General features: G+C 65.4%; 20 protein-coding genes. 4 read left to right on the top strand and 16 right to left on the bottom strand.

Translation table 11 applies throughout. The features are described 5' to 3' along the window. Positions 1–22: 22 nt before the first annotated feature. The 9 genes from otsA to mltG all read right to left on the bottom strand — a co-directional run bounded on the left by otsA (position 23) and on the right by mltG (position 8,822). The gene (gene otsA, locus BGRAMDRAFT_RS11885) at positions 23–1,432 is read right to left on the bottom strand and encodes an alpha,alpha-trehalose-phosphate synthase (UDP-forming) (RefSeq protein ID WP_006048981.1); all 1,410 of its coding nucleotides are present in this window, start codon (positions 1,430–1,432) and stop codon (positions 23–25) included. Positions 1,433–1,722: 290 nt separating this feature from the next. Then, a complete protein-coding gene (locus tag BGRAMDRAFT_RS11880) occupies positions 1,723–2,961 on the bottom strand; it encodes a mechanosensitive ion channel family protein (protein WP_006048980.1) in 1,239 nt (412 codons plus the stop codon). Positions 2,962–3,284: 323 nt separating this feature from the next. Beyond that, complete coding sequence (locus BGRAMDRAFT_RS11875; protein ID WP_006048979.1) at positions 3,285–3,641, bottom strand: Rap1a/Tai family immunity protein; 357 nt, start codon at positions 3,639–3,641, stop codon at positions 3,285–3,287. Positions 3,642–3,818: 177 nt separating this feature from the next. After that, positions 3,819–4,511 (bottom strand): ankyrin repeat domain-containing protein, encoded by a 693-nt coding sequence (locus BGRAMDRAFT_RS11870; protein WP_044020874.1) that lies wholly within the window; start codon positions 4,509–4,511, stop codon positions 3,819–3,821. A gap of 92 nt (positions 4,512–4,603) precedes the next feature. After that, on the bottom strand, positions 4,604–5,395 hold the full coding sequence (locus tag BGRAMDRAFT_RS11865; RefSeq protein WP_006048977.1) for a TatD family hydrolase: 792 nt from the start codon (positions 5,393–5,395) through the stop codon (positions 4,604–4,606). A gap of 33 nt (positions 5,396–5,428) precedes the next feature. Further along, positions 5,429–5,953 (bottom strand): GNAT family N-acetyltransferase, encoded by a 525-nt coding sequence (locus BGRAMDRAFT_RS11860; RefSeq protein ID WP_044020915.1) that lies wholly within the window; start codon positions 5,951–5,953, stop codon positions 5,429–5,431. Between the two features lie 96 nt (positions 5,954–6,049). Continuing rightward, positions 6,050–7,093, bottom strand: a complete 1,044-nt coding sequence (locus tag BGRAMDRAFT_RS11855) for a DNA polymerase III subunit delta' (RefSeq protein WP_006048975.1) — start codon at positions 7,091–7,093, stop codon at positions 6,050–6,052. A gap of 97 nt (positions 7,094–7,190) precedes the next feature. Continuing rightward, positions 7,191–7,811: a dTMP kinase gene (gene tmk / locus BGRAMDRAFT_RS11850; protein WP_006048974.1), complete on the bottom strand. Its 621-nt coding sequence runs from the start codon at positions 7,809–7,811 to the stop codon at positions 7,191–7,193. Next, positions 7,812–8,822: an endolytic transglycosylase MltG gene (mltG, locus tag BGRAMDRAFT_RS11845; protein WP_006048973.1), complete on the bottom strand. Its 1,011-nt coding sequence runs from the start codon at positions 8,820–8,822 to the stop codon at positions 7,812–7,814. It abuts the gene before it with no gap. 77 nt (positions 8,823–8,899) lie between these two features. Between mltG and ygfZ the strand changes: the two genes are divergently transcribed. After that, a complete protein-coding gene (gene ygfZ, locus BGRAMDRAFT_RS11840) occupies positions 8,900–9,976 on the top strand; it encodes a CAF17-like 4Fe-4S cluster assembly/insertion protein YgfZ (RefSeq protein WP_006048972.1) in 1,077 nt (358 codons plus the stop codon). A gap of 136 nt (positions 9,977–10,112) precedes the next feature. Next, positions 10,113–10,994, top strand: a complete 882-nt coding sequence (locus BGRAMDRAFT_RS11835) for an NRDE family protein (protein ID WP_006048971.1) — start codon at positions 10,113–10,115, stop codon at positions 10,992–10,994. Here BGRAMDRAFT_RS11835 and BGRAMDRAFT_RS11830 read toward each other — a convergent pair whose 3' ends face one another. The 5 genes from BGRAMDRAFT_RS11830 to BGRAMDRAFT_RS11810 form a co-directional block, all read right to left on the bottom strand. Then, positions 10,995–11,954 (bottom strand): alpha/beta hydrolase, encoded by a 960-nt coding sequence (locus BGRAMDRAFT_RS11830; RefSeq protein ID WP_006048970.1) that lies wholly within the window; start codon positions 11,952–11,954, stop codon positions 10,995–10,997. Between the two features lie 64 nt (positions 11,955–12,018). Next, positions 12,019–12,912 carry an SDR family oxidoreductase gene (locus BGRAMDRAFT_RS11825; protein ID WP_006048969.1) on the bottom strand — a complete coding sequence of 298 codons (894 nt, stop codon included), beginning with the start codon at positions 12,910–12,912 and terminating at the stop codon, positions 12,019–12,021. A 222-nt stretch (positions 12,913–13,134) separates the two neighbouring features. Then, positions 13,135–14,133: an NADP-dependent oxidoreductase gene (locus BGRAMDRAFT_RS11820; RefSeq protein WP_006048968.1), complete on the bottom strand. Its 999-nt coding sequence runs from the start codon at positions 14,131–14,133 to the stop codon at positions 13,135–13,137. Positions 14,134–14,249: 116 nt separating this feature from the next. Continuing rightward, the gene (locus tag BGRAMDRAFT_RS11815) at positions 14,250–14,735 is read right to left on the bottom strand and encodes a PaaI family thioesterase (RefSeq protein ID WP_006048967.1); all 486 of its coding nucleotides are present in this window, start codon (positions 14,733–14,735) and stop codon (positions 14,250–14,252) included. Positions 14,736–14,861: 126 nt separating this feature from the next. Next, positions 14,862–16,409 carry an aminotransferase-like domain-containing protein gene (locus BGRAMDRAFT_RS11810; RefSeq protein ID WP_085962925.1) on the bottom strand — a complete coding sequence of 516 codons (1,548 nt, stop codon included), beginning with the start codon at positions 16,407–16,409 and terminating at the stop codon, positions 14,862–14,864. Positions 16,410–16,640: 231 nt separating this feature from the next. On the opposite strand from BGRAMDRAFT_RS11810, the gene BGRAMDRAFT_RS11805 reads away from it, so the two are divergent. Together BGRAMDRAFT_RS11805 and BGRAMDRAFT_RS11800 are read left to right on the top strand one after the other, a co-directional pair. Beyond that, entirely contained in the window at positions 16,641–16,997 is a 357-nt protein-coding gene (locus BGRAMDRAFT_RS11805; protein WP_006048965.1) for a hypothetical protein, read from the top strand. Between the two features lie 68 nt (positions 16,998–17,065). Continuing rightward, on the top strand, positions 17,066–17,569 hold the full coding sequence (locus tag BGRAMDRAFT_RS11800; RefSeq protein WP_006048964.1) for an LEA/WHy family protein: 504 nt from the start codon (positions 17,066–17,068) through the stop codon (positions 17,567–17,569). Positions 17,570–17,579: 10 nt separating this feature from the next. Here the strand turns inward: BGRAMDRAFT_RS11800 and BGRAMDRAFT_RS11795 are convergent, their stop codons facing one another. After that, a complete protein-coding gene (locus BGRAMDRAFT_RS11795; RefSeq protein WP_006048963.1) occupies positions 17,580–18,758 on the bottom strand; it encodes an acetyl-CoA C-acyltransferase in 1,179 nt (392 codons plus the stop codon). Between the two features lie 116 nt (positions 18,759–18,874). After that, on the bottom strand, positions 18,875–20,959 hold the full coding sequence (locus BGRAMDRAFT_RS11790; RefSeq protein ID WP_006048962.1) for a 3-hydroxyacyl-CoA dehydrogenase NAD-binding domain-containing protein: 2,085 nt from the start codon (positions 20,957–20,959) through the stop codon (positions 18,875–18,877). Positions 20,960–21,054 lie beyond the last annotated feature (95 nt).

The raw sequence follows: 21,054 nt of genomic DNA, 5'->3' as shown, positions 1-21,054 counted from the left end.
GTTGCGTATTGCCGCAAGCTCATTACCTGTGCCCTCCGCCCGCGGCCGGTCTTTGTATCGGCACGCTGCGCAGGTCGCGCAGGAAGCTGTCGCGCCACACGCCCAGGTCGTTCTTGCGCAGCGCCGCCATGTTGATCTCGTGACGCCGCTGCCGTGCATCGAGCGGCATTTGCAGCGCCCGCTGCAACGCCTCGCACATGCCGATCGCATCGTGCGGATTGACGAGCAGCGCGCCCGTCAACTCCGCCGCCGCGCCCGCGAAAATCGACAGCACGAGCACGCCGGGATCGTCCGGGTTTTGCGCGGCGACATATTCCTTTGCGACCAGGTTCATGCCGTCATGCAACGGCGTGACGAAACCGATCTGCGACTCGCGAAACAGCGACATCAGTTTCCAGCGGTCGTATTGCTGATTCAGATAACGGATCGGCGTGTAGTCGAGGCCCGAATAGCGGCCGTTGATACGCCCCGCTTCGTACTCCAGATCTTGGCGGATCTTCTGATAGGTCGCGACGTCCGACCGCGTGGGCGGCGCGATCTGCACGAGCGTGACGTTGCCGCGCCATTCCGGAGAACGTTCCAGCAGATGCTCGAACGCGCGAAAACGTTCGACGAGCCCCTTCGAATAATCGAGCCGGTCCACGCTCATGATCAGCTTGCGGCCTTCCAGGCTCTGCTTCAGGTCGAGCACGTGCTGACGGCTTTCGTAGCGCTTGGCCTGTTCGGCGATCTCGTCGGGAAACACGCCGATGCGGTAAACGCCCGTGCGCAGCTTGCGGCCGAACGCCTCCACCATGCCGTTCGACACCGTGCCGCGCGCGTGGCGCGTCACGTAGTCGTGAAACGCCTCTTCGTCGGTCGCGGTCTGGAAACCGAGCAGGTCATAGCACGACAGCGACTTCACCAGCTCCTCGTGCGGCGGAATATTCAGCAGGATTTGCGGCGACGGAAACGGAATGTGCAGGAAAAAGCCAATGCGATTCGTGATGCCCTCGCTGCGCAGCGCCTCGGCGAACGGGATCAGATGGTAGTCGTGAATCCAGATGACGTCGTCGGGCTCGAGCAGCTTGATGAGCTTGTGCGCAAGCCACGCGTTGACGCGCCGGTAACCGGCATATTCCTCGCGCTCGTAGCGCGCGAGGTCGTTGCGATAGTGGAACACCGGCCAGAGCGTCGCGTTCGAAAAACCGCGGTAGTACTGGTCGTAATCCTTGCGCGTGAGGCCCACGGTCGCGAAGGTCACCGCGCCGTCCTGTTCGAGCGTGGGTCCCGCGTTGGCGACGGTCTCGCTGACCACGTCGCCGCTCCAGCCGAACCACACGCCTCCCGCGTCTTTCAGCGCGCCGAACACGCCGACGGCGAGGCCGCCCGCCGATCCTTTGGTTTCCGTCGGCGTAGCGACGCGATTCGACACGACGATCAGTCGGCCCATGTTGCAAGTCCTCCTTGTTTCGCGCGGCATCTGCCAGGGTGCAGCCCGCGCCCGCCACGCAGCGGACGCGTCGACATCGTTTTGCATGGTGCACGCCATGCCGCGCCAGGTTTATTCAATGAGTGGACGGTTCGACCCTTTGGCGAACGATCGGTTGCATCGTTTAGCCGGTTGGCCAGGGCAGATAGCGCACGGCGCGCACATTTCAGCGAATTCGGTTGCGCGCTTCCGATCGTCGCAGCACTGCCTGCCAACGTTCCGCGCAGCGTCGCGCGGATTCTGACTTCGCGCTAGGCCGTTTCCTTCACTTTGTGCGGCGACCCAGCCGCCGACGACGGCACAGGCCCAGGCCGGCTTGCCACCGGGTCCGCCTCAGTATGCGCCGCCGTGCTGCCGGCCGGCGTGCGCGTGCCGCGCGGCACCCAGTCGAGCGGTTCGCCCTTGCCGTTTTCGAGTTCCGCCGACACCTCCGCGCGCGCCCGCGGCAAATACTGCGGATAGTGCTTCTGGATGAAGTCGAGCAGCCCCTCGCGCACGCGGCAGCGCAGGTCCCAGTTCAGACCCGAATCGAGCGAACTGACGAGCGCGCGCAACTGCATCGAGCGCTCGGTGCCCTCGGTGACTTGCAGCACCTGCACGCGCCGGTCCCACTCGGGCGCCGCCTCCACAATGCGCGCCAGCTCCTCGCGCAACGGCGCGAGCGGCATCCGGTAGTCGACATACAGAAACACCGTGCCGATGATCTGCGAACTGCTGCGCGTCCAGTTCGAAAACGGATTCTCGATGAACCATTGCAGCGGCACGATCAGCCGCCGCTGGTCCCACAGACGCACCGACACATACGTCCCGGTAATCTCCTCGATGCGCCCCCACTCGCCCTGAATCACGACGACGTCGTCGAGCCGGATCGGCTGCGACAGCGCGATCTGCAAACCCGCGATCAGATTGCCGAGCACCGGCCGCGCGGCAATACCGGCGACCAGACCGGCGACGCCCGCCGACGCCAGCAGGCTCGCTCCGATCTGCCGCACGTTCGGAAACGTCATCAATGCGCCGCCGACGCCGACGATCACGATCACCAGCATCACCGAGCGCGCCAGCACCCTCGCCTGCGTATGGATGCGGCGCGCGTGGAGATTGTCGGCGGTATCGAGCGGATGGGCCTGAATGATCGCCTCGCCGATCGCCGCCGCCGAGCGCACCGACAGCCACGTCAATGCGCCGATCAGCGCAATGGCCGCGGCGTCGCGCAACGGGCCGATAAAGGTGAGCGTGTCCGGCGCCTCCCACCAGACGGCTTCGAGCGAGAGAATCAGCAGAACGAACAGCGACGGCTTGTCGATGTAGCGCAGCACGACACTCGTGAGCGGATAAGGCCGCGCGATCCGCGTGACGATGCGCGCGCCCACGCGGTGCACGCCGATCGCGATCAGCACGGCGATGACCGAGACCAGCAACGCGCCGGGCCAGGTATGCAGCGGCGCTTCGGCGATGTGGTCCAACTGGTCGAGTCGATCGAAAAAAGCCATATAGGACAGTTTCCTCCTCGCTTGGATGGGGACAGGCCGGCCGCGTGTGACGCGGCGACGGCGTAGAGATGAGGCGCCCGGCCGGCACGCCCGCGAAAGCGCGGATCAAACGATGCGCCCCGCTATCAAAGCCGGCTGCGACCGCGCAAAGCGGCGCCCCGGCTCATGTTGAACGCGTGCACGGCATTCGGCGCACGCGGTGAGCAAACTCAGTGACAAAAAACCCGTGACAAAAACCCATGACAAAACAACAAAGCTGGCACCCCGCACGCCCCGCGGCACGAGGCCGCAAACCGCGCCAGCTCGAATCAAATCAACTCAAATCAGCTTCCGCTTTTGCAAGGAAACGCCTTGCCGAGCCCCAGCGAAATCGCCGTGCTCGCGTTATAGCCCGCCACAATCGGATTTTCCGCGATGTACTTGCGCACCGCATCCGTCAACTGCGCCGAACGCGCGTCTTGCGGCAAGCAGAAGTATTGGCCGACGCGCGGCCCGGTCGTGCCGCCGATTGCGTCGATCGTGTTGAAAATGCCGTCGGCGGCGCCTTCGATGTACGCGGCGCACGCACTGCGCGACGCCACGTCGGTCTTCGTGCACAGCTTGTTGAGGTCGCCTCCCGTAAACGCGGCCGCCGACAACGGTACGGCAAACGCGCTGGCGAAAATCAAAGCCCGCAGCATGGTGTTCCTTTCCAGGTCGTTTATCAGGCGGTCTGTTGCCGCATCCCGAGGGCGCGCACACGAGAGGCGCGCCAAAGTCGTCATTCTGCACTGTTTTACGGGGCCGCAGCAGGCAGCCGCCGCTATCTTCAGGCATATAAAGCGGCAAAACGCGCACCAGCAGCGTCGCCGTGCGCCTTACTTCTGCTGCATCTGTTGCAGGCGGGCGGTGAGGCCCTCGACCACGTCCGGCTCCTTGTAGGTCTTCGCGAAATCGAGCGCGGTCAGGCCGATCTGGTTCTTCACGGTCAGGTCCGCGCCGTTGTCGAGCAGCAGCTTCACCGTCGACACATGGCCGCCGCGCGCGGCCATCATCAGCGGCGTGGTGCCGTTCGGGGAGCCGGCGTCGACGTAAGCCGAATGGTCGAGCAGCAGTTTCACGATGTCGTCGTGGCCGTTCGCGGCGGCGTAGTGCAGCGGCGCCCAGCCTTTCTTGTTGACTTCGGCGTCTTTCGCGATCAGTTGCTTGACGAATTCCAGGTCGCCGTTCAGCGCGGCCATCATCATCGCGTTCTCGCCCGCCTTGTCCTCGATTTCAACGTTGGTCTTCGGATTCGCGAGCAGCGCGGCGCCGACCTTGTCCGACTTCTCGCGCGCGGCGAGGACCAGCAGCGGCATGCCCTGGTTGTCGACGCTGTTCGGATCCATGCCCTTCGCGAGCAATTTCTTCACGCCGTCCACGTCGTCGAATTTCACCGATTTGATCAGCGAGTCGATCGGCGCGGCTACAGCCGGCGCGGCGATCAGCGAGCTCAGCGCGGCACAGGCGAATGTGGCGGCCAAGGCGGCGCGCGACAAACCGCGGCGGACGGACGAGCTTGCCGTGGCCATCGCGTCAGCGGGATGCGGTGTGCGGGTTAATGTGAAATATGTCATATTTTACTTTAGGGCTAAGCCCTATCCTATTGATTTATTTACCTTTTCTACGCGCCAGCCGGCGCGGGAATCTTGAAAAGGCGGAAGAAGTTTCGCGTCGTCGCGGCGGCGAGCGCCTCGTCCGTCATCTCGCGCTGCTGCGCGATGAAACGTCCGACATAACTCACGTACGCAGGTTCATTGGGCTTGCCGCGATACGGCACGGGCGCCAGATAAGGCGAATCGGTCTCGATGAGCAGCCGCTCCAGAGGCACGCGACGCGCGACGTCCTGCACGTCCGTCGCGCTCTTGAACGTGACGATGCCCGACAGCGAGATGTAAAAATTTTGCGCAAGCGCCTGCTCGGCGACGCTCCACGGCTCCGTGAAGCAATGCATGACGCCGCCCGGCTCGCTCGCACGCTCCTCGGCCATGATGCGCAGCGTGTCTTCCGACGAAGAACGCGTATGGATGATGAGCGGCTTGCCGGTCGCATGCGCGGCGCGGATGTGCGTGCGAAAGCGCTCGCGCTGCCATTCCATATCGGCGATCGAGCGGCCTTCCAGGCGGTAATAGTCGAGCCCCGTTTCGCCGATCGCGACCACTTTCGGATGTTCGGCCAGCTCGACCAGTTCGGCGACGCTCGGCTCGCGCATGTCCTCGTGATCGGGATGCACGCCCACCGACGCATAAACGTTGTCGTGCCGGCTCGCGATCTCGAGAACCGACGGCAGCGTTTCCAGATCGACCGACACGCACAGCGCATGCGTGACCGCGTGGCTGCGCATGTTCTCGAGCACCTGCGGCAGACGGTCGGCGAGTCCTTCGAAATTGATGTGACAGTGTGAATCGACAAACATGACGATGTCCTGCAAAGGAATGCCTGAGGCGGATCAGCTTGCCGCGCCGTGCGCGTCGAGCCGCTTGCCGAGAATCACCAGATCGCGCTCGACGCCGTCCAGCACGGCCACGCGCGGCAGCGACCCCCACGTGTCGAAGCCGAAACCCCGAAAGAGCCGCAGGCTCGCGTCATTGTGGCCGAAGATGAAACCGAGCACGGTGTCGATGCCGAGCGCCGGCGCCGCCGCGAGCGAAGCCGCCAGCAACTGCTTGCCGAGGCCCTTGCCGCGCGCGCGCTCGTCCAGATAGATGCTGACTTCCGCGGTGCGCTGATAGGCCGGACGGCCGTAAAAGTCCGAAAAGCTGAGCCAGCCGAGCAGGCGGCCGGGCGCTTCGGCGTCGTCGACGACCCACAGCGGACGTTTCTGCGGCCCGTGCGCATGAAACCATGCCAACCGGCTCTCGACGCTGACCGGCTCCAGATCGGCCGTCACCTGGCGCGACGCGACCGTCGAGTTGTAAATGGCGACGATCGCGGGCAGATCGTCGAGCGTGGCATCGCGGTAAGACAGGCTCATGGTGCTTTCGGATTGGAATGAGAGGCTGGGTAAAAAAATCAGAAACGGTTCTTCAGACGACGCTTGCGGCATGGACGGCATGGCGCTTCGTGAGCGTCATGCAAAAAGCTCGCGGTAGCCCAGAAACAGCTCCTCGAACACAAGCCGCGCGTTCAACGGATGATTTTCGACCGCGCGCTGCCGCGTCACGGTCCGCATGAAGCGCGCGAACGCGCTCGCGTCAGCCTGCGACGCGCAACGCGTCAACGCCGCCGACGCCTGCGGAAAGTAGCGCGGCGCGCCGGCCGCGCGCTGGGCGAGCAGATCGTACATCCAGCGCTGCAGCCAGCCGAGCACGAGCGGCACCGGCAGCTTCTGCAGCGCCTCGCCGCACGCAAAGGCGTCGCACTCGGGGCCCGCAGCGAGCTGCTTGAGCGTCCAGTCGCGCAGCGTGCGGTTTTCGTCGCTGGCGAGGGCGAGCGCGGTGAGCGGCGCGCCGCCCGCCTCGGCGAGCAGCGCCGGCGCTTCGGACACGCCTTGCGCCGCGAGCCATTGGGTGGCGGCTTCGGGCGACGGCATGCTCATCGGCCATTGGCGGCAACGGCTGATGATGGTCGGCAGCAACCGGTCGACGCGTGCCGACACCATCAGGAACACGACGCCCGCCGGCGGCTCCTCGAGCGTCTTCAGCAGCGCGTTGGCCGCGGCGATGTTCAGCCCTTCGGCCGGATACAGCACGACCACGCGGGCGCCGCCGCGATGCGAGCCCACGCCAACGAAGTCGAGCAAGCCGCGAATCTGCTCGATCTTGATCTCCTTGCTGGGTGCGCGCGTTTTCTTGCCCTCGTCGGCGTCGGCCTTGTCGGCTTTATCCGCTTTGTCGTCGGCGCCGTAGCCGAGGCCGGCCTCGGCGGCCAGCGCCTCGGGCACCACGATCCGGTAATCGGGATGGTTGCCTTGCACGAACCAGTTGCACGCGACGCACGCGCCGCACGGCTCGCCGTTCTCGCGCTGGTCTTCGCACAACAGGCCCTGCGCGAGGTGCTGCGCGAAGCGCAGCTTGCCGATGCCCGCCTGGCCATGCAGCAGCAACGCATGCGGCCAGTGGCCGCGCAACTGCTGCAGGCGGTTCCAGTCATCGGCTTGCCACGGATAAATCATCGTTTGTCTTTTCGAATCAATCGGTTGGGGGCGTTATTTGATGCTTTTCCGGAGCTTTGGCGTGCGCTCGCCTGGATTTGACATTACTAATGCAAAATCAAAGACTTGCAATCAACTCTTCAAGCTGCTTCTGGATGCGGACAATGCTCTGCGAAGAGTCAATGATAGCGAAACGATACGGTGCTTCTTCCGCCCGGCGCAGATATTCGGCCCGCGTGCGCTCGAAAAAAGCCGCCGATTCGCTCTCGAAGCGATCCGGATCGCGCGCCGCGCTGCGCCGTTCGTTGGCGATTTCCGGCGCGAGGTCGAACAGCACGGTCAAATCCGGCTGGAAGCCGCCCTGCACCCACCGCTCGAGCGTTTCCAGCTTGTCGCGCGGCAGCCCGCGCCCGCCGCCCTGGTAGGCAAAGGTCGCGTCGGTGAAGCGGTCGGACAGCACCCAGTCGCCGCGTGCGAGCGCCGGCTCGATCACTTCCGCCAGATGCTGGCGGCGCAGCGCGAACATCAGCAGCGCCTCGGTTTCGAGATCCATCTTTTGATGCAGCACGATTTCGCGGATCTGCTCGCCAAGCGGCGTGCCGCCGGGTTCGCGCGTCATGACGACCGCGCGGCCGGTGGCCGCCACCTTCTGTTCCAGCCGCTCGCGGAACCAGGCGAGATGAGTCGTCTTGCCGGCGCCGTCTATGCCCTCGAACGTGATGAATTTGCCGCGCGCCATTTATTGCCCTCGAATGTATTTGTCCACGGCCTTGTTGTGATCGCCAAGGTTGTCGGAAAAGATGCTGCTGCCGTCGCCGCGCGACACGAAGTACAACGCGCTCGTTTGCGCCGGGTTCAGCGCCGCCTGCAGCGACGCGACGCCGGGCAGCGAAATCGGCGTGGGCGGCAGGCCCATGCGCGTGTAGGTATTGTAGGGAGTGTCCGTCTGCAGGTCTTTTTTGCGGATGCGGCCCGCGTAGCTCTCGCCCATTCCGTAGATCACAGTCGGGTCGGTCTGCAGCGGCATGCCCACGCGCAGACGGTTCGCGAACACGGCCGCGACCATCGGACGGTCCGACTTCTTGCCGGTTTCCTTTTCGATGATCGAAGCCATGATGAGCGCCTCGTACGGCGTCTTGTACGGCAGGTTCGGCGCCCGCGCGAGCCATGCTTCATCGAGACGCACGCGCATCAGACGATACGCGCGGCGATACACGTCGAGGTCGCTCGTGTTCTTGTCGAACAGATAGGTGTCCGGGAAAAAGAGCCCTTCGCCGTTGCCGATCGACGCTTCCGGCGCGCCGATCGCGCTCATCAACTGCGCGTCGTTCATCGCGACGCTGTCGTGTTTGAGCGCCGGATTCGCGTCCAGCTCGGCGCGCATGCGCTTGAACGTCCACCCTTCGATGATGGTCGCGACGTATTCGTTGACGTCGCCGCGCGCGATTTTTTGCAGCACTTCGTAGGGCGTCACGCCGGTCTTGAACTCGTAATTGCCGGACTTGAGCTCGCTTTGCAGGCCGAGCAGCCGCGTCATCACGATGAATAGCTCGGGCTCGACCGGCACGCCGCCGCGATTGAGCTGCAGCGTGACGCTGCGCAGGCTGCTGTGCGGTTTGACGGTGACGTCGAGTTGCGCGGGATTCAGCTCGAGCGGGCTGTTGGCCCAGTGGTATCCGCCAGCGATCGCGGCTGCGGCCAGCACGAGGACAATCGAGCCGGCAACCAAACATTTCTTGAAGAGGGACATGAAAACGTGGCAGGGTTGGACTGCATATAATACTTGTTTGCCTTAGCTAAAGTCAGAATTGACTGTTCCCGGAATCCATGAACACACCGCTCGCTACCGCTTCAGGCACTGTCCCAGCTAACCCCGCAGTGCATCCGTCAGCCGCGGCCGTCACGGCGCTGCCGGTGTGGCCGCGTCCGTCCGCCGATGAGTTCGACGCCGCCCTCCAGCACGGCGCCTACGCAGTGCTCACGCAGTTCGGCGTGATCGACGCGACCGGCGACGACGCCGCAAGCTTCCTGCACGGTCAGTTGACGAACGACACGCAGCACCTCGACGCCGCCAACGCGCGCCTCGCGGGCTACTGCTCGGCGAAGGGGCGCCTGCTCGCGTCGTTCCTCACCTGGCGCAGCGGCGACACGCTCCGTCTGCTGGTCTCAAAGGACGTACAGGCGGCGGTGCAAAAGCGCCTCTCCATGTTCGTTCTGCGCGCGAAGGCGAAGCTCGTCGATGCAAGCGGCGAGCTGGCGGTGATCGGCCTCGCGGGCGATGTGCGCAAGGCGCTGTCCGGCGTGTTCGACGCGTTGCCGGACGGCGTGCACGTCAAGGTGGACGGCGCGGCCGGCTCGCTGATTCGCGTGCCGGATGCGTTCGAGCGGCTTCGTTATCTGTGGATCGGGCCGAAGGCGCAGGTCGAAGCGCATCTGCCCTCGCTCGGCGAGAAGCTCACGCAGGTTTCGCCGGCCGTGTGGGACTGGCTCGACATTCGCGCGGGCGAGCCGCGCATCACGCAGCCGGTGGTCGAGCAGTTCGTGCCGCAAATGGTCAATTTCGACGTGCTCGGCGCGGTCAATTTCCGCAAGGGCTGCTACCCTGGCCAGGAAGTGGTCGCGCGCAGCCAGTATCGCGGCACGATCAAGCGGCGCACGTCGCTCGCGAACGTGGCGGGCGAGCTCGATACCGTGAAGGCGGGCGTCGAGCTGTTTCACTCCGACGATCCTGGTCAGCCGTGCGGCATGGTGGTGAACGCGGCGTCGGCGCGGGACGGCGGCGTCGATGTGCTCGTCGAGATCAAGCTCGCGGCGCTCGAAAGCGGCTCGGTGCATCTGGGCGCCGCGGACGGCCCGGCGCTGCGCTTTCTCGCGCTGCCGTACGGACTGCCCTCCGAGGTTTGAACGGCGCTTCGCGGTACGCAGATGAACGGCGCCGTGCGCTCGAAGCACGCGCCGCTTTTTGCCGGCGTCCTCGTCCGACTACTGTTCGCCATTGCGTTTGAAGCAACATTGAAGCAACAACCGGGAGACGCCCCCGATGTGCCTGATCGTGTTCGACTGGCGACCCGATGCGGTCGACGGCCCACTCTTCACGCTTGCCGCGAATCGCGACGAATTTTTCCACCGCACGGCCCAGCCGATCGGCTGGTGGGACGACGCGCGGGGCGTGCTGGCCGGCCGCGATCTGGTCGGCGGCGGTACCTGGCTCGGCATGTCGCGCCACGGACGCTTCGCCGCGCTGACCAACTACCGCGCGCCGCACGACATGCGCGCCGACGCGCCGACCCGCGGCACGCTCGTCAGCGACTGGCTGGCTTGCGCGGAGCCCGCATTTGACGCGGGACGGAATGGCGGCGAAAACCACGACGCGAACGACGGCGAACAGGAAACGCCCCTCGCCTATCTGCGCCGCGTCGCGCAAACGGGCGATCTGTACAACGGCTTCAATCTGCTGGTCGGCGACTGGACGCGTCGCGAGCTCGCCTGGTACTGCAATCGCTCGAATCTGGCGCCCGCGCTGCTCGCGCCGGGCACGCACGGCATCTCGAACGCGATTCTCGACACGCCGTGGCCGAAGCTCGTCAGGAAGCGCGCCGAACTGGGCGCGCTGCTCACGCGCAATTCGATGCCGCCGCTCGAACATCTGATCGACCTGATGCGCGATCCGCGCGTCGCCGCGGACGCCGAGTTGCCGTCCACCGGCATTGCGCTCGAGCGGGAACGGGCGCTGTCTGCGGCGTTCATCGAAACGCCCGGATACGGCACGCGCGGCACGACAGCGCTGCGCGTCGTCGCGAACGGCGAGATGGTCAGCGTCGCCGTGGCCGAGCGTAGCGACGACAACGGCTCACACCGCATCGTCCGGCCAGGCGACTTCGAACGCAGCTTCGCGTTCAACGTCGAGCGGGAAATCGCCTAGTCAGTCCACGCCGAATGCCGCGCGCAATGCCGCGGCGGCATCGGCATGCGCGTGCGCGACCTCGGGCACGAAGCCGCCCATCTTGAAGAACTCGTGGATCATGCCCGGATAGCGCGTGAGCGTCACCGCGTTGCCGTAGCGGCGCAGCTTGTCCGCGTACGCATCGCCTTCGTCGCTGAGCGGATCGTATTCGGCGGTCGCGATCCAGGCCGGCGCGAGGCCGCTGAAATCGGGCGCACCGCGCGTGCCGTCGAGCGGCGCAAAACGCCAGTCGTCGCGATCGCTCGTATCGCGCACATACTGCTCGAAGAACCATTGGATCGTCGTGCCCGACAGCAGGAATCCGTCGGCGAGGCGCGAGTGCGAATCGGTCTGCTGATAACCGGTCGTGCCGGGATAGATCAGCAATTGCAGCGCGAGCGGGATGCCGGCGTCGCGCGCGAGCACCGCGCACACCGTCGCGAGGGTGCCGCCCGCGCTGTCGCCGCCGACCGCGAGCCGGGCCGCGTCGATGCCGAACTCCGCGGCGTGCGTATGCAGCCACGTGAGCGCGTCGAACGCGTCGTCGACGGCGGTCGGGAATTTGTGTTCCGGCGCGAGCCGGTAATCGACCGACAGCACCGCGCACTGGCTGTCGCGCGCGAACATCCGCGCGAGCGCATCGTGCGTGTTCACGCTGCCGACCGTGAAGCCGCCGCCGTGATAGTAGACGAGCGCGGGCGCGGGGTTCGCCCAGCTCGGTTCTTCGGCGTGGTAAAGACGTGCGCCGATCGTCGCGCCGTCGCGCGTCGGAATACGCAGGTCTTCGACGGAGAACATCGGCGCGCTGGCAATCTCGAGAATCGGCGCGCTTTTTTCATACGATGCGCGCGCCGCTTGCGGCGTCATCTCATGGAGCTTCGGGCGCTTTGCGCGCGCGATCATGTCGAGCACCTGCTCGATCTTCGGATTCAACGGCATGTGACGTGAGATGGGTTAAAAAGAACTCGCGGGACGGCTCGGGCGGGCGGCTTCCGTACCGCATTCAAATCTCGCTGGCGCTTCTCACTTCCGGCTTCAGCGACATCGGATCGGTCGGATCGCGCAACTGCTCGATGTCCTCGTGACGCAGCTTGACGGTCGCCATGATGGCCGGGTGCGTGATGATATAGAAGCGCCGTGCTGCGACGGCGTCGAACGTGAGTGCGGCGACCTCGGCCGCGCTCAGCTTGCCCGCTCGCACCGCGCGCTGCAATTGCTTGCCGGCGGCGATCTGCGAGCGCGTCGGGCTGTTTTCGTTGCGCAGATCGGCGGGCCGCATGCGCTCGGCATCCGCGATGCCGGTCGGCGCGAAAGCCGGACACAGCAGCGAGCAGCCGACCTGGGCATTGGCGTCGCGCCCGGCCTGCGCGAGTTGCAGGTCGTGATACAGCGTCTCGGTGAGCGACACGACGGCGTGCTTCGACGCGTTGTAGACGCCCATCGCAGGCGGCGACAACAGCCCCGCCACCGACGCCGTATTGACAATATGCGCCGGCTCGTTCTGCGCGAGCATGAGCGGCGCGAACGCGCGCACGCCGTGGGCGACGCCCATCACGTTCACGCCGAACACCCAGGCCCAGTCGTTCGCCGAACTCTCCCACAGGAAGCCGCCCGAGCCCACGCCCGCATTGTTGAAGAGCAGATGCACCTTGCCGAACGCATCGAGCGCGGCCTGGGCAAGCGCTTCGACCTGCGCCGCGTTCGATACGTCGGTCGGCACGCCGATCGCGTCGGCGCCCGCGGCGCGCAATGCATCGACGGTCTGGGCGAGCGCCTCGGGGTTCACGTCCGCGAGCACGAGCTTCATGCGAAGCGCCGCGGCTCGTTGCGCGAATGCCTGGCCGAAGCCGCTCGCCGCGCCGGTGATGACCGCGACCCTGGCGGGAAATTCGAACATCTGGGGACTCCTTTTTGCGTGGGGCTTGATGCGTGGCTTTTGAATGTGTGATTCGCGATGCGCGACTTTGGCTGCCGTGACTTCGGCTGCGTGCCGTTTGATGCCTGATTTTGCCGCATGCCTTCAATGCGCGACTTCCGCGCAACGCAACGCATCGACAAACGGATCAATGAGCGACTCGCGCGTCCCACCTCACGCTTCACTCACCGAGCCGAGCCTCACTCAAATCAGCTTCACCAACTGCTTGCCGAAGTTCTTGCCCTTCAGCAAACCAATGAAAGCCTCCGGCGCGGCATCGAGCCCTTGCGCGATGGTCTCCCGATATTGCAGCTTCTTCTGTGCGACGAGCGTGCCGAGTTCGTTGAGCGCTTGCGGCCAGACGTCCATATGCTCGGTCACGATGAAGCCTTGCACCAGCAGACGCTGCGTCAGTATCAGCGACGGGTGCTTGAGCGGCACCGGCTGACCGTCGTAGCCCGCGATGTATCCGCACACCGCGATGCGCCCCGACGGGTTCATGCGCGCGAGCGTCGCGTCGAGCACTTCGCCGCCGACGTTCTCGAAGCAGCCGTCGATGCCGTCCGGCGTCGCCGCCTTCAGGTCCTGATACAGATTGCCGGCCTTGTAGTCGACGCAGGCGTCGAAGCCGAGCGTCTCCACGACGTAGCGGCATTTCTCGACGCCGCCGGCGATGCCCACCGCGCGCGCGCCGGCCTGCTTCGCCAGTTGGCCGACGACGCTGCCCACCGCGCCGCTCGCCGCGCTGACCACCACGGTCTCGCCCGCCTTGGGCGCGATGATCCGGTTCAATCCATACCATGCCGTCACGCCCGGCATGCCGACGGGTCCGAGATAGGCCGACAGCGGCACGTGCGTGTCGTCGACTTTCTGCACGCCCGCGCCGTCCGACGTGCCGTATTCCTGCCAGCCGAATATGGCGACGACCTTGTCGCCGACCGCGAACTTCGGGTTCTTCGACTCGATCACTTCGCCGACCGTGCCGCCGATCATCACTTCGTCGAGCGGCTGCGGCGCCGCGTACGACTTGCTGTCGTTCATGCGGCCGCGCATGTACGGATCGAGCGACAGGTAGTGATTGCGCACGCGGATTTCGCCATCGGCAAGCGGCGCGAGCGGCGTCTGCACGAGACGGAAGTTGTCGGGCGTGACAGCGCCTTGCGGACGCGAAGCGAGCAGGAACTGGCGGTTGATTTGTGGCATGTCGATCGTCTCCTTGGGTTGTGGATTGTGGACTACCGATTACGAATCAGCGACGGCGTGTTGCGCTCGCCGACGGCATGTTCGGGCATGTTGCCGCCTCGCACCTTGCCACTCGCTCAACCGTCGCTAGGACCGGGTTTCGCCGACGGGTCGCTGCGCAAGCGCTGGCGCGTCACGTCGCGGCCCACGGCGAGGCGACGCATGTATTTGAACGTGCCGAGCGCCTTGCCGACGAAGTGGCCTTCGCTATCGCGGATCTCACCTTCGCAATAGGCCATGGTGGTCGAGCGGTGCAGCACGCGCGCCGTCGCGCGCAACTCGCCGCGGCCTGGCTGCATGAAGTTGACCTTCATCTCGACCGTGACCACGCCGACACCGTCGCCGGCGAGACTGCGCGCGGCCATCGCGAGCGCGACGTCGGCGAGCGTCATCGTGACGCCGCCGTGCGCGACGTCCCAGGTGTTCATATGCTCGGGCAAGAGGGACAGCACCACTTCGCTGGCGCCGTCCGCAGCGGAAACGAGCCGTGCGCCGAGCCGGTCGACGAAGGGACTTTCGGGCAACGACGCGCCGCCCGCAGTAGATGAAGATGAATCGGTCATTGCGGCTTTCGGTTTTCCTTGTCTTGACGTGCGGCGGCGCGTGCGCGTGTGCGCTGATGCACCGGCGATGCGGGCACCTTCATGCACGCGCGACGCGACGCGCCGGAAGAGAAGAAATGATACCTGCTATGGCGTTTCGCAGTGGGAGCGAGGCGTGTGTTTGTCTGCCGCCGACGCATATGCCGACGCCCGCGCCGTCATCGCTGTCGCAAGCCGTCCGAGCCGGCGCAGCGCGTCGTCGGCGAGATCGAGATCGGTGCTGGGACAACTGAGGCGAATGAAGTGATCGAAGCGGCCCGCGTTCGAGAACACGGTGCCCGGCATCACGCGAATGCCCTCTTTCAGCGCGGCGTCGAAGAAATCGGCCGACGACACCTCGCGCGGCAGCTCGATCCAGAAGAAAATGCCGCCCGCGGGCGGCGTGAACCGCGTGCCCTCGGGAAAGGACGCGCCCAGCGCCGCCGCCATCCGCTCGCGCTGCATCCTCAGCCGGTCGCGCAAGCGCCGCAGATGCCGCTCATACGCGTTGGTCTGCAGAAACTCCGCGAGCACGACTTGCGACAACTGCTCGTTGTGACGCGACTGCGCGAATTTCAGCATGCCGATACGCGGATGCCAGCGCCCGCCGTTGATCCAGCCGATGCGCATGCCCGGCGCGAGCGTCTTGTTGAACGACGTGCAATGGATCACGGTGCCGTCGCTGTCCCAGGCCTTCAGCGAGCGCAGCGGCTGCGCGCTGTCGACCAGTTCGCGATACGGGTCGTCCTCGATCAGCGCGATGCCTGCCCGCGCGCACAACTCGACGAGCCGTGCCTTGTGCGCGTCGGGCATCACGCTGCCGAGCGGATTTTGCAGGTTCGGCACCGCGACCACGGCCTTGATGTCGGGATGCGTTTGCAACGCGAAGTCGAGCGCCTCGATGGCGAGCCCCGTGCTCGGGCTCGCGGGAATTTCGAGCGCGCGCAGCCCGAGACTCTCGAGCGCCTGCAACAGGCCGAAGAAACACGGCGATTCGACGGCGACGGTGTCGCCCGGTTGCGTGACTGCCCGCAACGCCAGGTTGACCGCCTCGATGCCGCCGTGCGTCATGATGATGTCGTCCGCGCCGACCTGGATGCCCGCGTCGAGCGCACGGCGCGCGATGATCGCGCGCAACGCCGGATCGCCCTGATCCGGCCCGGCTGTGGTCAACAGCGTCGGCCGTCGGCGCAATGCGCGCAGCGCGGCTTTCTGCAACGCGTCGGTCGGATAGAGATCTGGCGAGGCGGTCGCGCCGCCCAGATTGAACGCGTCCGGATAGCGCTGATATTGCGAGACGATCGTCGAAATGACCGAGTGAATGCCGACGAACTGCGCGGCGCGAGGCATCGTTGCGAGGTCCGGTTCCGATGCGGCGGGCAACGCGGCGTTTTGCGACGCGCGCACGAAATAGCCGGCGCGCGGCTGCGCCTCGATCAACGCCTCGCGTTCGAGCACGCGATAACTCTCGGTGGCGGTCGCGAGGCTCACGCCGTGACGCTGCATGAAGGCGCGCATCGACGGCATGCGCTCGCCGGGGCGCAGCACGCCATTGCGAATCGCGCGGCGATAGTGCGCGGCCAGTTGGCGGTAAAGCGGTTCGCTCGCGGTGGCATCGTTCGAGGACGCCGGGAGTGCATGAGGCGCGAGGGGCATGCTGGTGTGCGCGTGCATGGGCTTTTGTGCTTGCGTTCAGGTTGATCGGCTCATGAGCCGATGGTGCGCACGGTCCGCGTGCGGCAACAGATACACATCGACCTCATTTCGACCGATACAGCGTATCAAAGAGCCGCGTTGTACCGGTGCAGATCGTCGGCGACTGCGGCTGTTTTCCGCGGCAGCGGGTCAATAAGCTGAATGGCATGCAAACGCACCAAAGGAAACGTTATGTCAGCTCACGCCAACATCAATGTGTGCCGTCTCGCCGCGGGCCAGGTCGCGCTGCACGACCTGCGCGCGAGGAGCGCCGTCGTCGCGGTCGAAGGCGATCTGCAGCTCGTCGTCCGCGATCATTCGCTGTCGTGGCTCGGCGACGCGGTTCCGTCGATATCGATCATGCTTAGCGAAGGCGAGTGCTTCGTGCCGACCGAACGCAGCATGGTGTCGATCAGCGCGTTGCATGGAAAAGCCGCGGCGTTCGCACTGCCCGCATCGCATGCAGCAGCTAGAAGCAATACGCAGCACGCGAATGGGATTCGCCAACTCGCCGCGTTTCTCAAAGCGACGCTGCGGCGCGCGGCCTGATGCGTTGCCGCGCGCAGCCCGTCGCCCGCTACAATGCATGACCCCATCCGCTCTTCGAGGTGCCGGTCATGTCCTTTGTCCGCAAGCTGTTCGGCGCGAGTCTGTTGCGCGTCGCCGCGTTGTGCGCGGTTCTCACGCTGACGCTCAGCGGCTGCGCGGGGCTGTTCGGCGGCGACCCGTTGCGCGTGAGCGTGGCAGGCATCGAACCGCTCGAAAGCCAGGGTCTGGAAGTGCGCTTTAACGTCAAGCTGCGCGTGCAGAATCCGAACGAATCGGCGGTGAGCTTCAACGGCGTGTCGCTCGATCTCGAACTGAACGGCCACTCTTTTGCGAGCGGCGTCAGCGATCAAGCCGGCACCGTGCCGCGCTATGGCGAAACGGTGCTGAACGTGCCGTTGACGGTGCCCGCATTCGCCGCGGTGCGCCAGGCCTTTGCGTTTGCCGGGGCCGCGCAGTCGGGACAGGTTCCGTATATTCTGCGCGGCAAGCTGGCGGGCGGCCCGTTCGGCACCGCGCGTTTCGTCGATCAGGGCATGCTCAGCCTGCCGATGTCAGGCGCCGGCATGCCGTAATCACGCGACCTCAGACCACTTCAAAGAGGCCCGCCGCGCCCTGCCCGCCGCCGATGCACATCGTCACCACGACGAGCTTCGCGCCGCGCCGCTTGCCTTCGATCAGCGCATGTCCCGCGAGGCGCGCGCCCGACACGCCATACGGATGGCCCACCGCAATCGCGCCGCCGTTCACGTTCAAGCGCTCCTGGTCGATGCCGAGTTTGTCCGCGCAATACAGCACCTGCACGGCGAACGCTTCGTTCAGTTCCCACAGGTCGATGTCCCCGACTTTCAGACCGGCCTGCTTCAGCAGCTTGGGCACCGCGAAAACCGGGCCGATGCCCATCTCGTCCGGTTCGCAGCCGGCCACCGCGAAGCCGCGGAAAATGCCGAGCGGCTGCAGCCCTTCGCGTTCCGCGAGCTTCGCGTTCATCACCACGCAAGCCGACGCGCCATCGGAAAACTGGCTCGCGTTGCCCGCGGTAATCACGCCGCCGGGCAGCGCCGTGCGAATCTTCGATACGCCTTCGAGCGTCGTGTCCGCGCGAATGCCCTCGTCGCCGCTGACGGTGACTTCCTTCGTATAAAGACGCCCCGTTGCCTTGTCGGCGACGCCCGCGAGCACCGTCAACGGCACGATCTCGTCGTTGAAGCGGCCGGCTTCGAGCGCGGCCGCGGCGCGCTGCTGCGAGCGCACGCCGTATTCGTCCTGACGTTCCTTCGAAATCGAATAGCGTTTGGCGACGTTCTCGGCGGTCTGCAACATCGACCAGTAGATTTCCGGCTTGTTCTCGCTGAGCCAGCCTTCGGTCATCATGTGGCGGTTCATCTCGTTCTGCACGCACGAGATGGATTCCACGCCGCCCGCGACGAACACATCGCCTTCGCCGGCGATCACGCGCTGCGCGGCGAGCGCGATAGTTTGCAATCCCGACGAACAGAAACGGTTGACCGTCATGCCCGGCACGCTAACCGGCAAGCCCGCGCGCAACGCGATCTGCCGCGCGATGTTCATGCCCGTCGCGCCTTCCGGATTCGCGCAGCCCATGATCACGTCTTCGATGCGCGCCGGGTCCAGCTTCGCGCGCTCGACCACGGCCTTCGTCACGTGGCCGCCGAGCGTCGCGCCGTGAGTCATGTTGAAACCGCCGCGCCACGACTTGGCGAGCCCCGTGCGGGCGGTCGATACGATTACGGCGTCAGTCATGCGAATCTCCTGCGTGTCAATGTCGATGGTGGCGCATGCGCTCATGCGCTAATGCGCGCGAGTGACCCGCGCCACCTTTGTCGTTCGATGCGAGCGTCTTGCGTCTACGCGTCAGCTCAGCCGTTAAACGTGCGGCCCTGCGCCGCGAGTTCGGCGATGCTCGGCGCAAGCTGCCACGCGTCGCCGTTCGGCTGCGATGCGTAGCGGCGTATCGCGCGCTCGACGTTGTAAAGGCCGACGGTATCCGCGTACAGCATCGGACCGCCGCGATAAAGCGGGAAGCCGTAGCCGGTCAGATAGACCATGTCGATGTCCGACGCTTTCGACGCAATGCCTTCCTCGAGGATCTTCGCGCCTTCGTTCACGAGCGCGAACACGAGGCGCTCGACGATTTCATCGTCGCCGATCTTGCGCCGCTCGCTACCGGTTTCCTTCGAATAAGCGACGATCATTTCGTCCACCATTTTCGACGGATACGCGGTGCGGTCGCCCGCCTTGTAGTCGTACCAGCCGCCGCCGGTTTTCTGGCCGAAGCGCCCGCTCTCGCACAAACGGTCGGCGATTTTCGAGTAATGCATGTCAGGCTGTTCCTGATAGCGGCGCTTGCGGATCGCCCAGCCGATGTCGTTGCCCGCCAGGTCGCTCATGCGGAACGGTCCCATTGCAAAGCCGAATTTTTCGATGGCCCGATCGACCTGCGCAGGCAGCGCGCCTTCTTCAAGCATGAAGAGCGCCTGGCGGATGTACTGCTCGATCATCCGGTTGCCGATAAAGCCGTCGCACACGCCCGAAACAACCGCGGTCTTCTTTATCTTTTTCGCGAGCTTCATGACGGTGGCGAGCACGTCTTTCGCGGTCTTCTCGCCACGCACCACTTCGAGCAGCTTCATCACATTGGCCGGACTGAAGAAGTGCGTGCCGACGACGTCCTGCGGACGCTTCGTGAACGCGGCGATCTTGTCGACATCGAGCGTGGACGTATTCGACGCGAGAATCGCGCCCGGCTTCGCGATTTCATCAAGACGCCTGAATACCTGCTCCTTGACGCCGAGTTCCTCGAACACCGCTTCGACGATCAGGTCGGCGTTTTTCAGGTCGTCGTAGGAAAGCGTGGTCGTGATGAGCGCCATGCGCTCCTGCAGCGCCTCGGGCTTGAGCTTGCCCTTCTTCACGCTCGCTTCGTAATTGTTGCGGATCGTTGCAAGGCCACGCTCGAGCGCGTCCTGCTTCATCTCGAGCAGCGTGACCGGAATGCCCGCGTTGATGAAGTTCATCGCGATGCCCCCGCCCATCGTGCCCGCGCCGATCACCGCGACCTGGCGGATCTCGCGCACCGGCGTATCGGCCGGCACATCGGGAATCTTGCTCGCCGCGCGTTCAGCGAAGAACGCATGGCGCAGCGCGCGGCTCTCGGGCGTTTGCACGAGCGCGACGAAGCACTCGCGCTCGAATGCGAGGCCCTTGTCGAAGCCGTTTTTCACGCCGGCCTCGACCGCGTCGATACATTTGAGCGGCGCGGGAAAATTCTTCGCGATAGCCGCGACGCTGTTACGCGCGAACTGAATGAAGCCCTCGGCATTCGGATGCTCGATCTTGCGATCGCGCACTTTCGGATGCGGGCCTTGTTTCGCGCCGACCTTGCGCGCAAACGCGAGCGCGGCTTGCGTGAGATCGCCTTCGGCGAGTTCGTCGAAGAGACCGGAACCGGCCAGTTTCTGCGAGTCGACCGGCGCGCCCGACACGATCATGTTGAGCGCGCTTTCGAGGCCGATTGCGCGCGGCAGACGCTGCGTGCCGCCCGCGCCGGGCAGAATGCCGAGCTTCACTTCGGGCAATGCGATCTGCGCGCCGGGCGCGGCGATGCGGTAATGCGCGCCGAGCGCCAGTTCGAGGCCGCCGCCCATCGCGACGCTGTGAATGGCCGCAACCACCGGCTTGGCGCTCCCTTCCACGGTCTTGATGACGGTGGCGAGCGTCGGCTCCTGGGTCGCCTTCGGCGTGTTGAATTCGGTGATGTCGGCGCCGCCCGAGAAGGCCTTGCCCGCGCCCGTCAGCACGACGGCCTGGATGGCCGGATCGTTTTGCGCGCGCTCGATGCCTTCGACGATCCCCGCGCGCGTCGACAGGCCGAGGCCGTTGACGGGAGGATTGTTCAGCGTGATGACGGCCACGCCGTCATGGGTTGTGTAGTCCACTGCCATCTGCCTGCCTCCGTGCGATGCATTGCATCCATGAGATGAGGCGGCGCAGCGCGCGCCGCCCGTCCGGTTGATCGAGCCGGCGAATGGCCCAACTC

It is taken from the genome of Paraburkholderia graminis C4D1M (assembly GCF_000172415.1).
GTDB classification, from domain to species: Bacteria; Pseudomonadota; Gammaproteobacteria; order Burkholderiales; family Burkholderiaceae; genus Paraburkholderia; species Paraburkholderia graminis.
This window is presented reverse-complemented; position numbering and strand designations above follow the sequence as displayed.

Excerpts from the sequence above, each read along its gene's own strand:
- BGRAMDRAFT_RS11880 (WP_006048980.1), bottom strand. The coding sequence starts at position 2,961 with ATGGCTTTTTTCGATCGACTCGACCAGTTGGACCACATCGCCGAAGCG.
- tmk (WP_006048974.1), bottom strand. The coding sequence starts at position 7,811 with ATGGCGCGCGGCAAATTCATCACGTTCGAGGGCATAGACGGCGCCGGC.
- BGRAMDRAFT_RS11815 (WP_006048967.1), bottom strand. The coding sequence starts at position 14,735 with ATGACCGATTCATCTTCATCTACTGCGGGCGGCGCGTCGTTGCCCGAA.
- BGRAMDRAFT_RS11790 (WP_006048962.1), bottom strand. The coding sequence starts at position 20,959 with ATGGCAGTGGACTACACAACCCATGACGGCGTGGCCGTCATCACGCTG.
- mltG (WP_006048973.1), bottom strand. The coding sequence starts at position 8,822 with ATGTCCCTCTTCAAGAAATGTTTGGTTGCCGGCTCGATTGTCCTCGTG.
- BGRAMDRAFT_RS11825 (WP_006048969.1), bottom strand. The coding sequence starts at position 12,912 with ATGTTCGAATTTCCCGCCAGGGTCGCGGTCATCACCGGCGCGGCGAGC.
- BGRAMDRAFT_RS11875 (WP_006048979.1), bottom strand. The coding sequence starts at position 3,641 with ATGCTGCGGGCTTTGATTTTCGCCAGCGCGTTTGCCGTACCGTTGTCG.
- BGRAMDRAFT_RS11855 (WP_006048975.1), bottom strand. The coding sequence starts at position 7,093 with ATGATTTATCCGTGGCAAGCCGATGACTGGAACCGCCTGCAGCAGTTG.
- BGRAMDRAFT_RS11805 (WP_006048965.1), top strand. The coding sequence starts at position 16,641 with ATGTCAGCTCACGCCAACATCAATGTGTGCCGTCTCGCCGCGGGCCAG.
- BGRAMDRAFT_RS11835 (WP_006048971.1), top strand. The coding sequence starts at position 10,113 with ATGTGCCTGATCGTGTTCGACTGGCGACCCGATGCGGTCGACGGCCCA.
- BGRAMDRAFT_RS11795 (WP_006048963.1), bottom strand. The coding sequence starts at position 18,758 with ATGACTGACGCCGTAATCGTATCGACCGCCCGCACGGGGCTCGCCAAG.
- ygfZ (WP_006048972.1), top strand. The coding sequence starts at position 8,900 with ATGAACACACCGCTCGCTACCGCTTCAGGCACTGTCCCAGCTAACCCC.
- BGRAMDRAFT_RS11860 (WP_044020915.1), bottom strand. The coding sequence starts at position 5,953 with ATGAGCCTGTCTTACCGCGATGCCACGCTCGACGATCTGCCCGCGATC.
- BGRAMDRAFT_RS11830 (WP_006048970.1), bottom strand. The coding sequence starts at position 11,954 with ATGCCGTTGAATCCGAAGATCGAGCAGGTGCTCGACATGATCGCGCGC.
- BGRAMDRAFT_RS11800 (WP_006048964.1), top strand. The coding sequence starts at position 17,066 with ATGTCCTTTGTCCGCAAGCTGTTCGGCGCGAGTCTGTTGCGCGTCGCC.
- otsA (WP_006048981.1), bottom strand. The coding sequence starts at position 1,432 with ATGGGCCGACTGATCGTCGTGTCGAATCGCGTCGCTACGCCGACGGAA.
- BGRAMDRAFT_RS11820 (WP_006048968.1), bottom strand. The coding sequence starts at position 14,133 with ATGCCACAAATCAACCGCCAGTTCCTGCTCGCTTCGCGTCCGCAAGGC.
- BGRAMDRAFT_RS11870 (WP_044020874.1), bottom strand. The coding sequence starts at position 4,511 with ATGGCCACGGCAAGCTCGTCCGTCCGCCGCGGTTTGTCGCGCGCCGCC.
- BGRAMDRAFT_RS11865 (WP_006048977.1), bottom strand. The coding sequence starts at position 5,395 with ATGTTTGTCGATTCACACTGTCACATCAATTTCGAAGGACTCGCCGAC.
- BGRAMDRAFT_RS11810 (WP_085962925.1), bottom strand. The coding sequence starts at position 16,409 with ATGCCCCTCGCGCCTCATGCACTCCCGGCGTCCTCGAACGATGCCACC.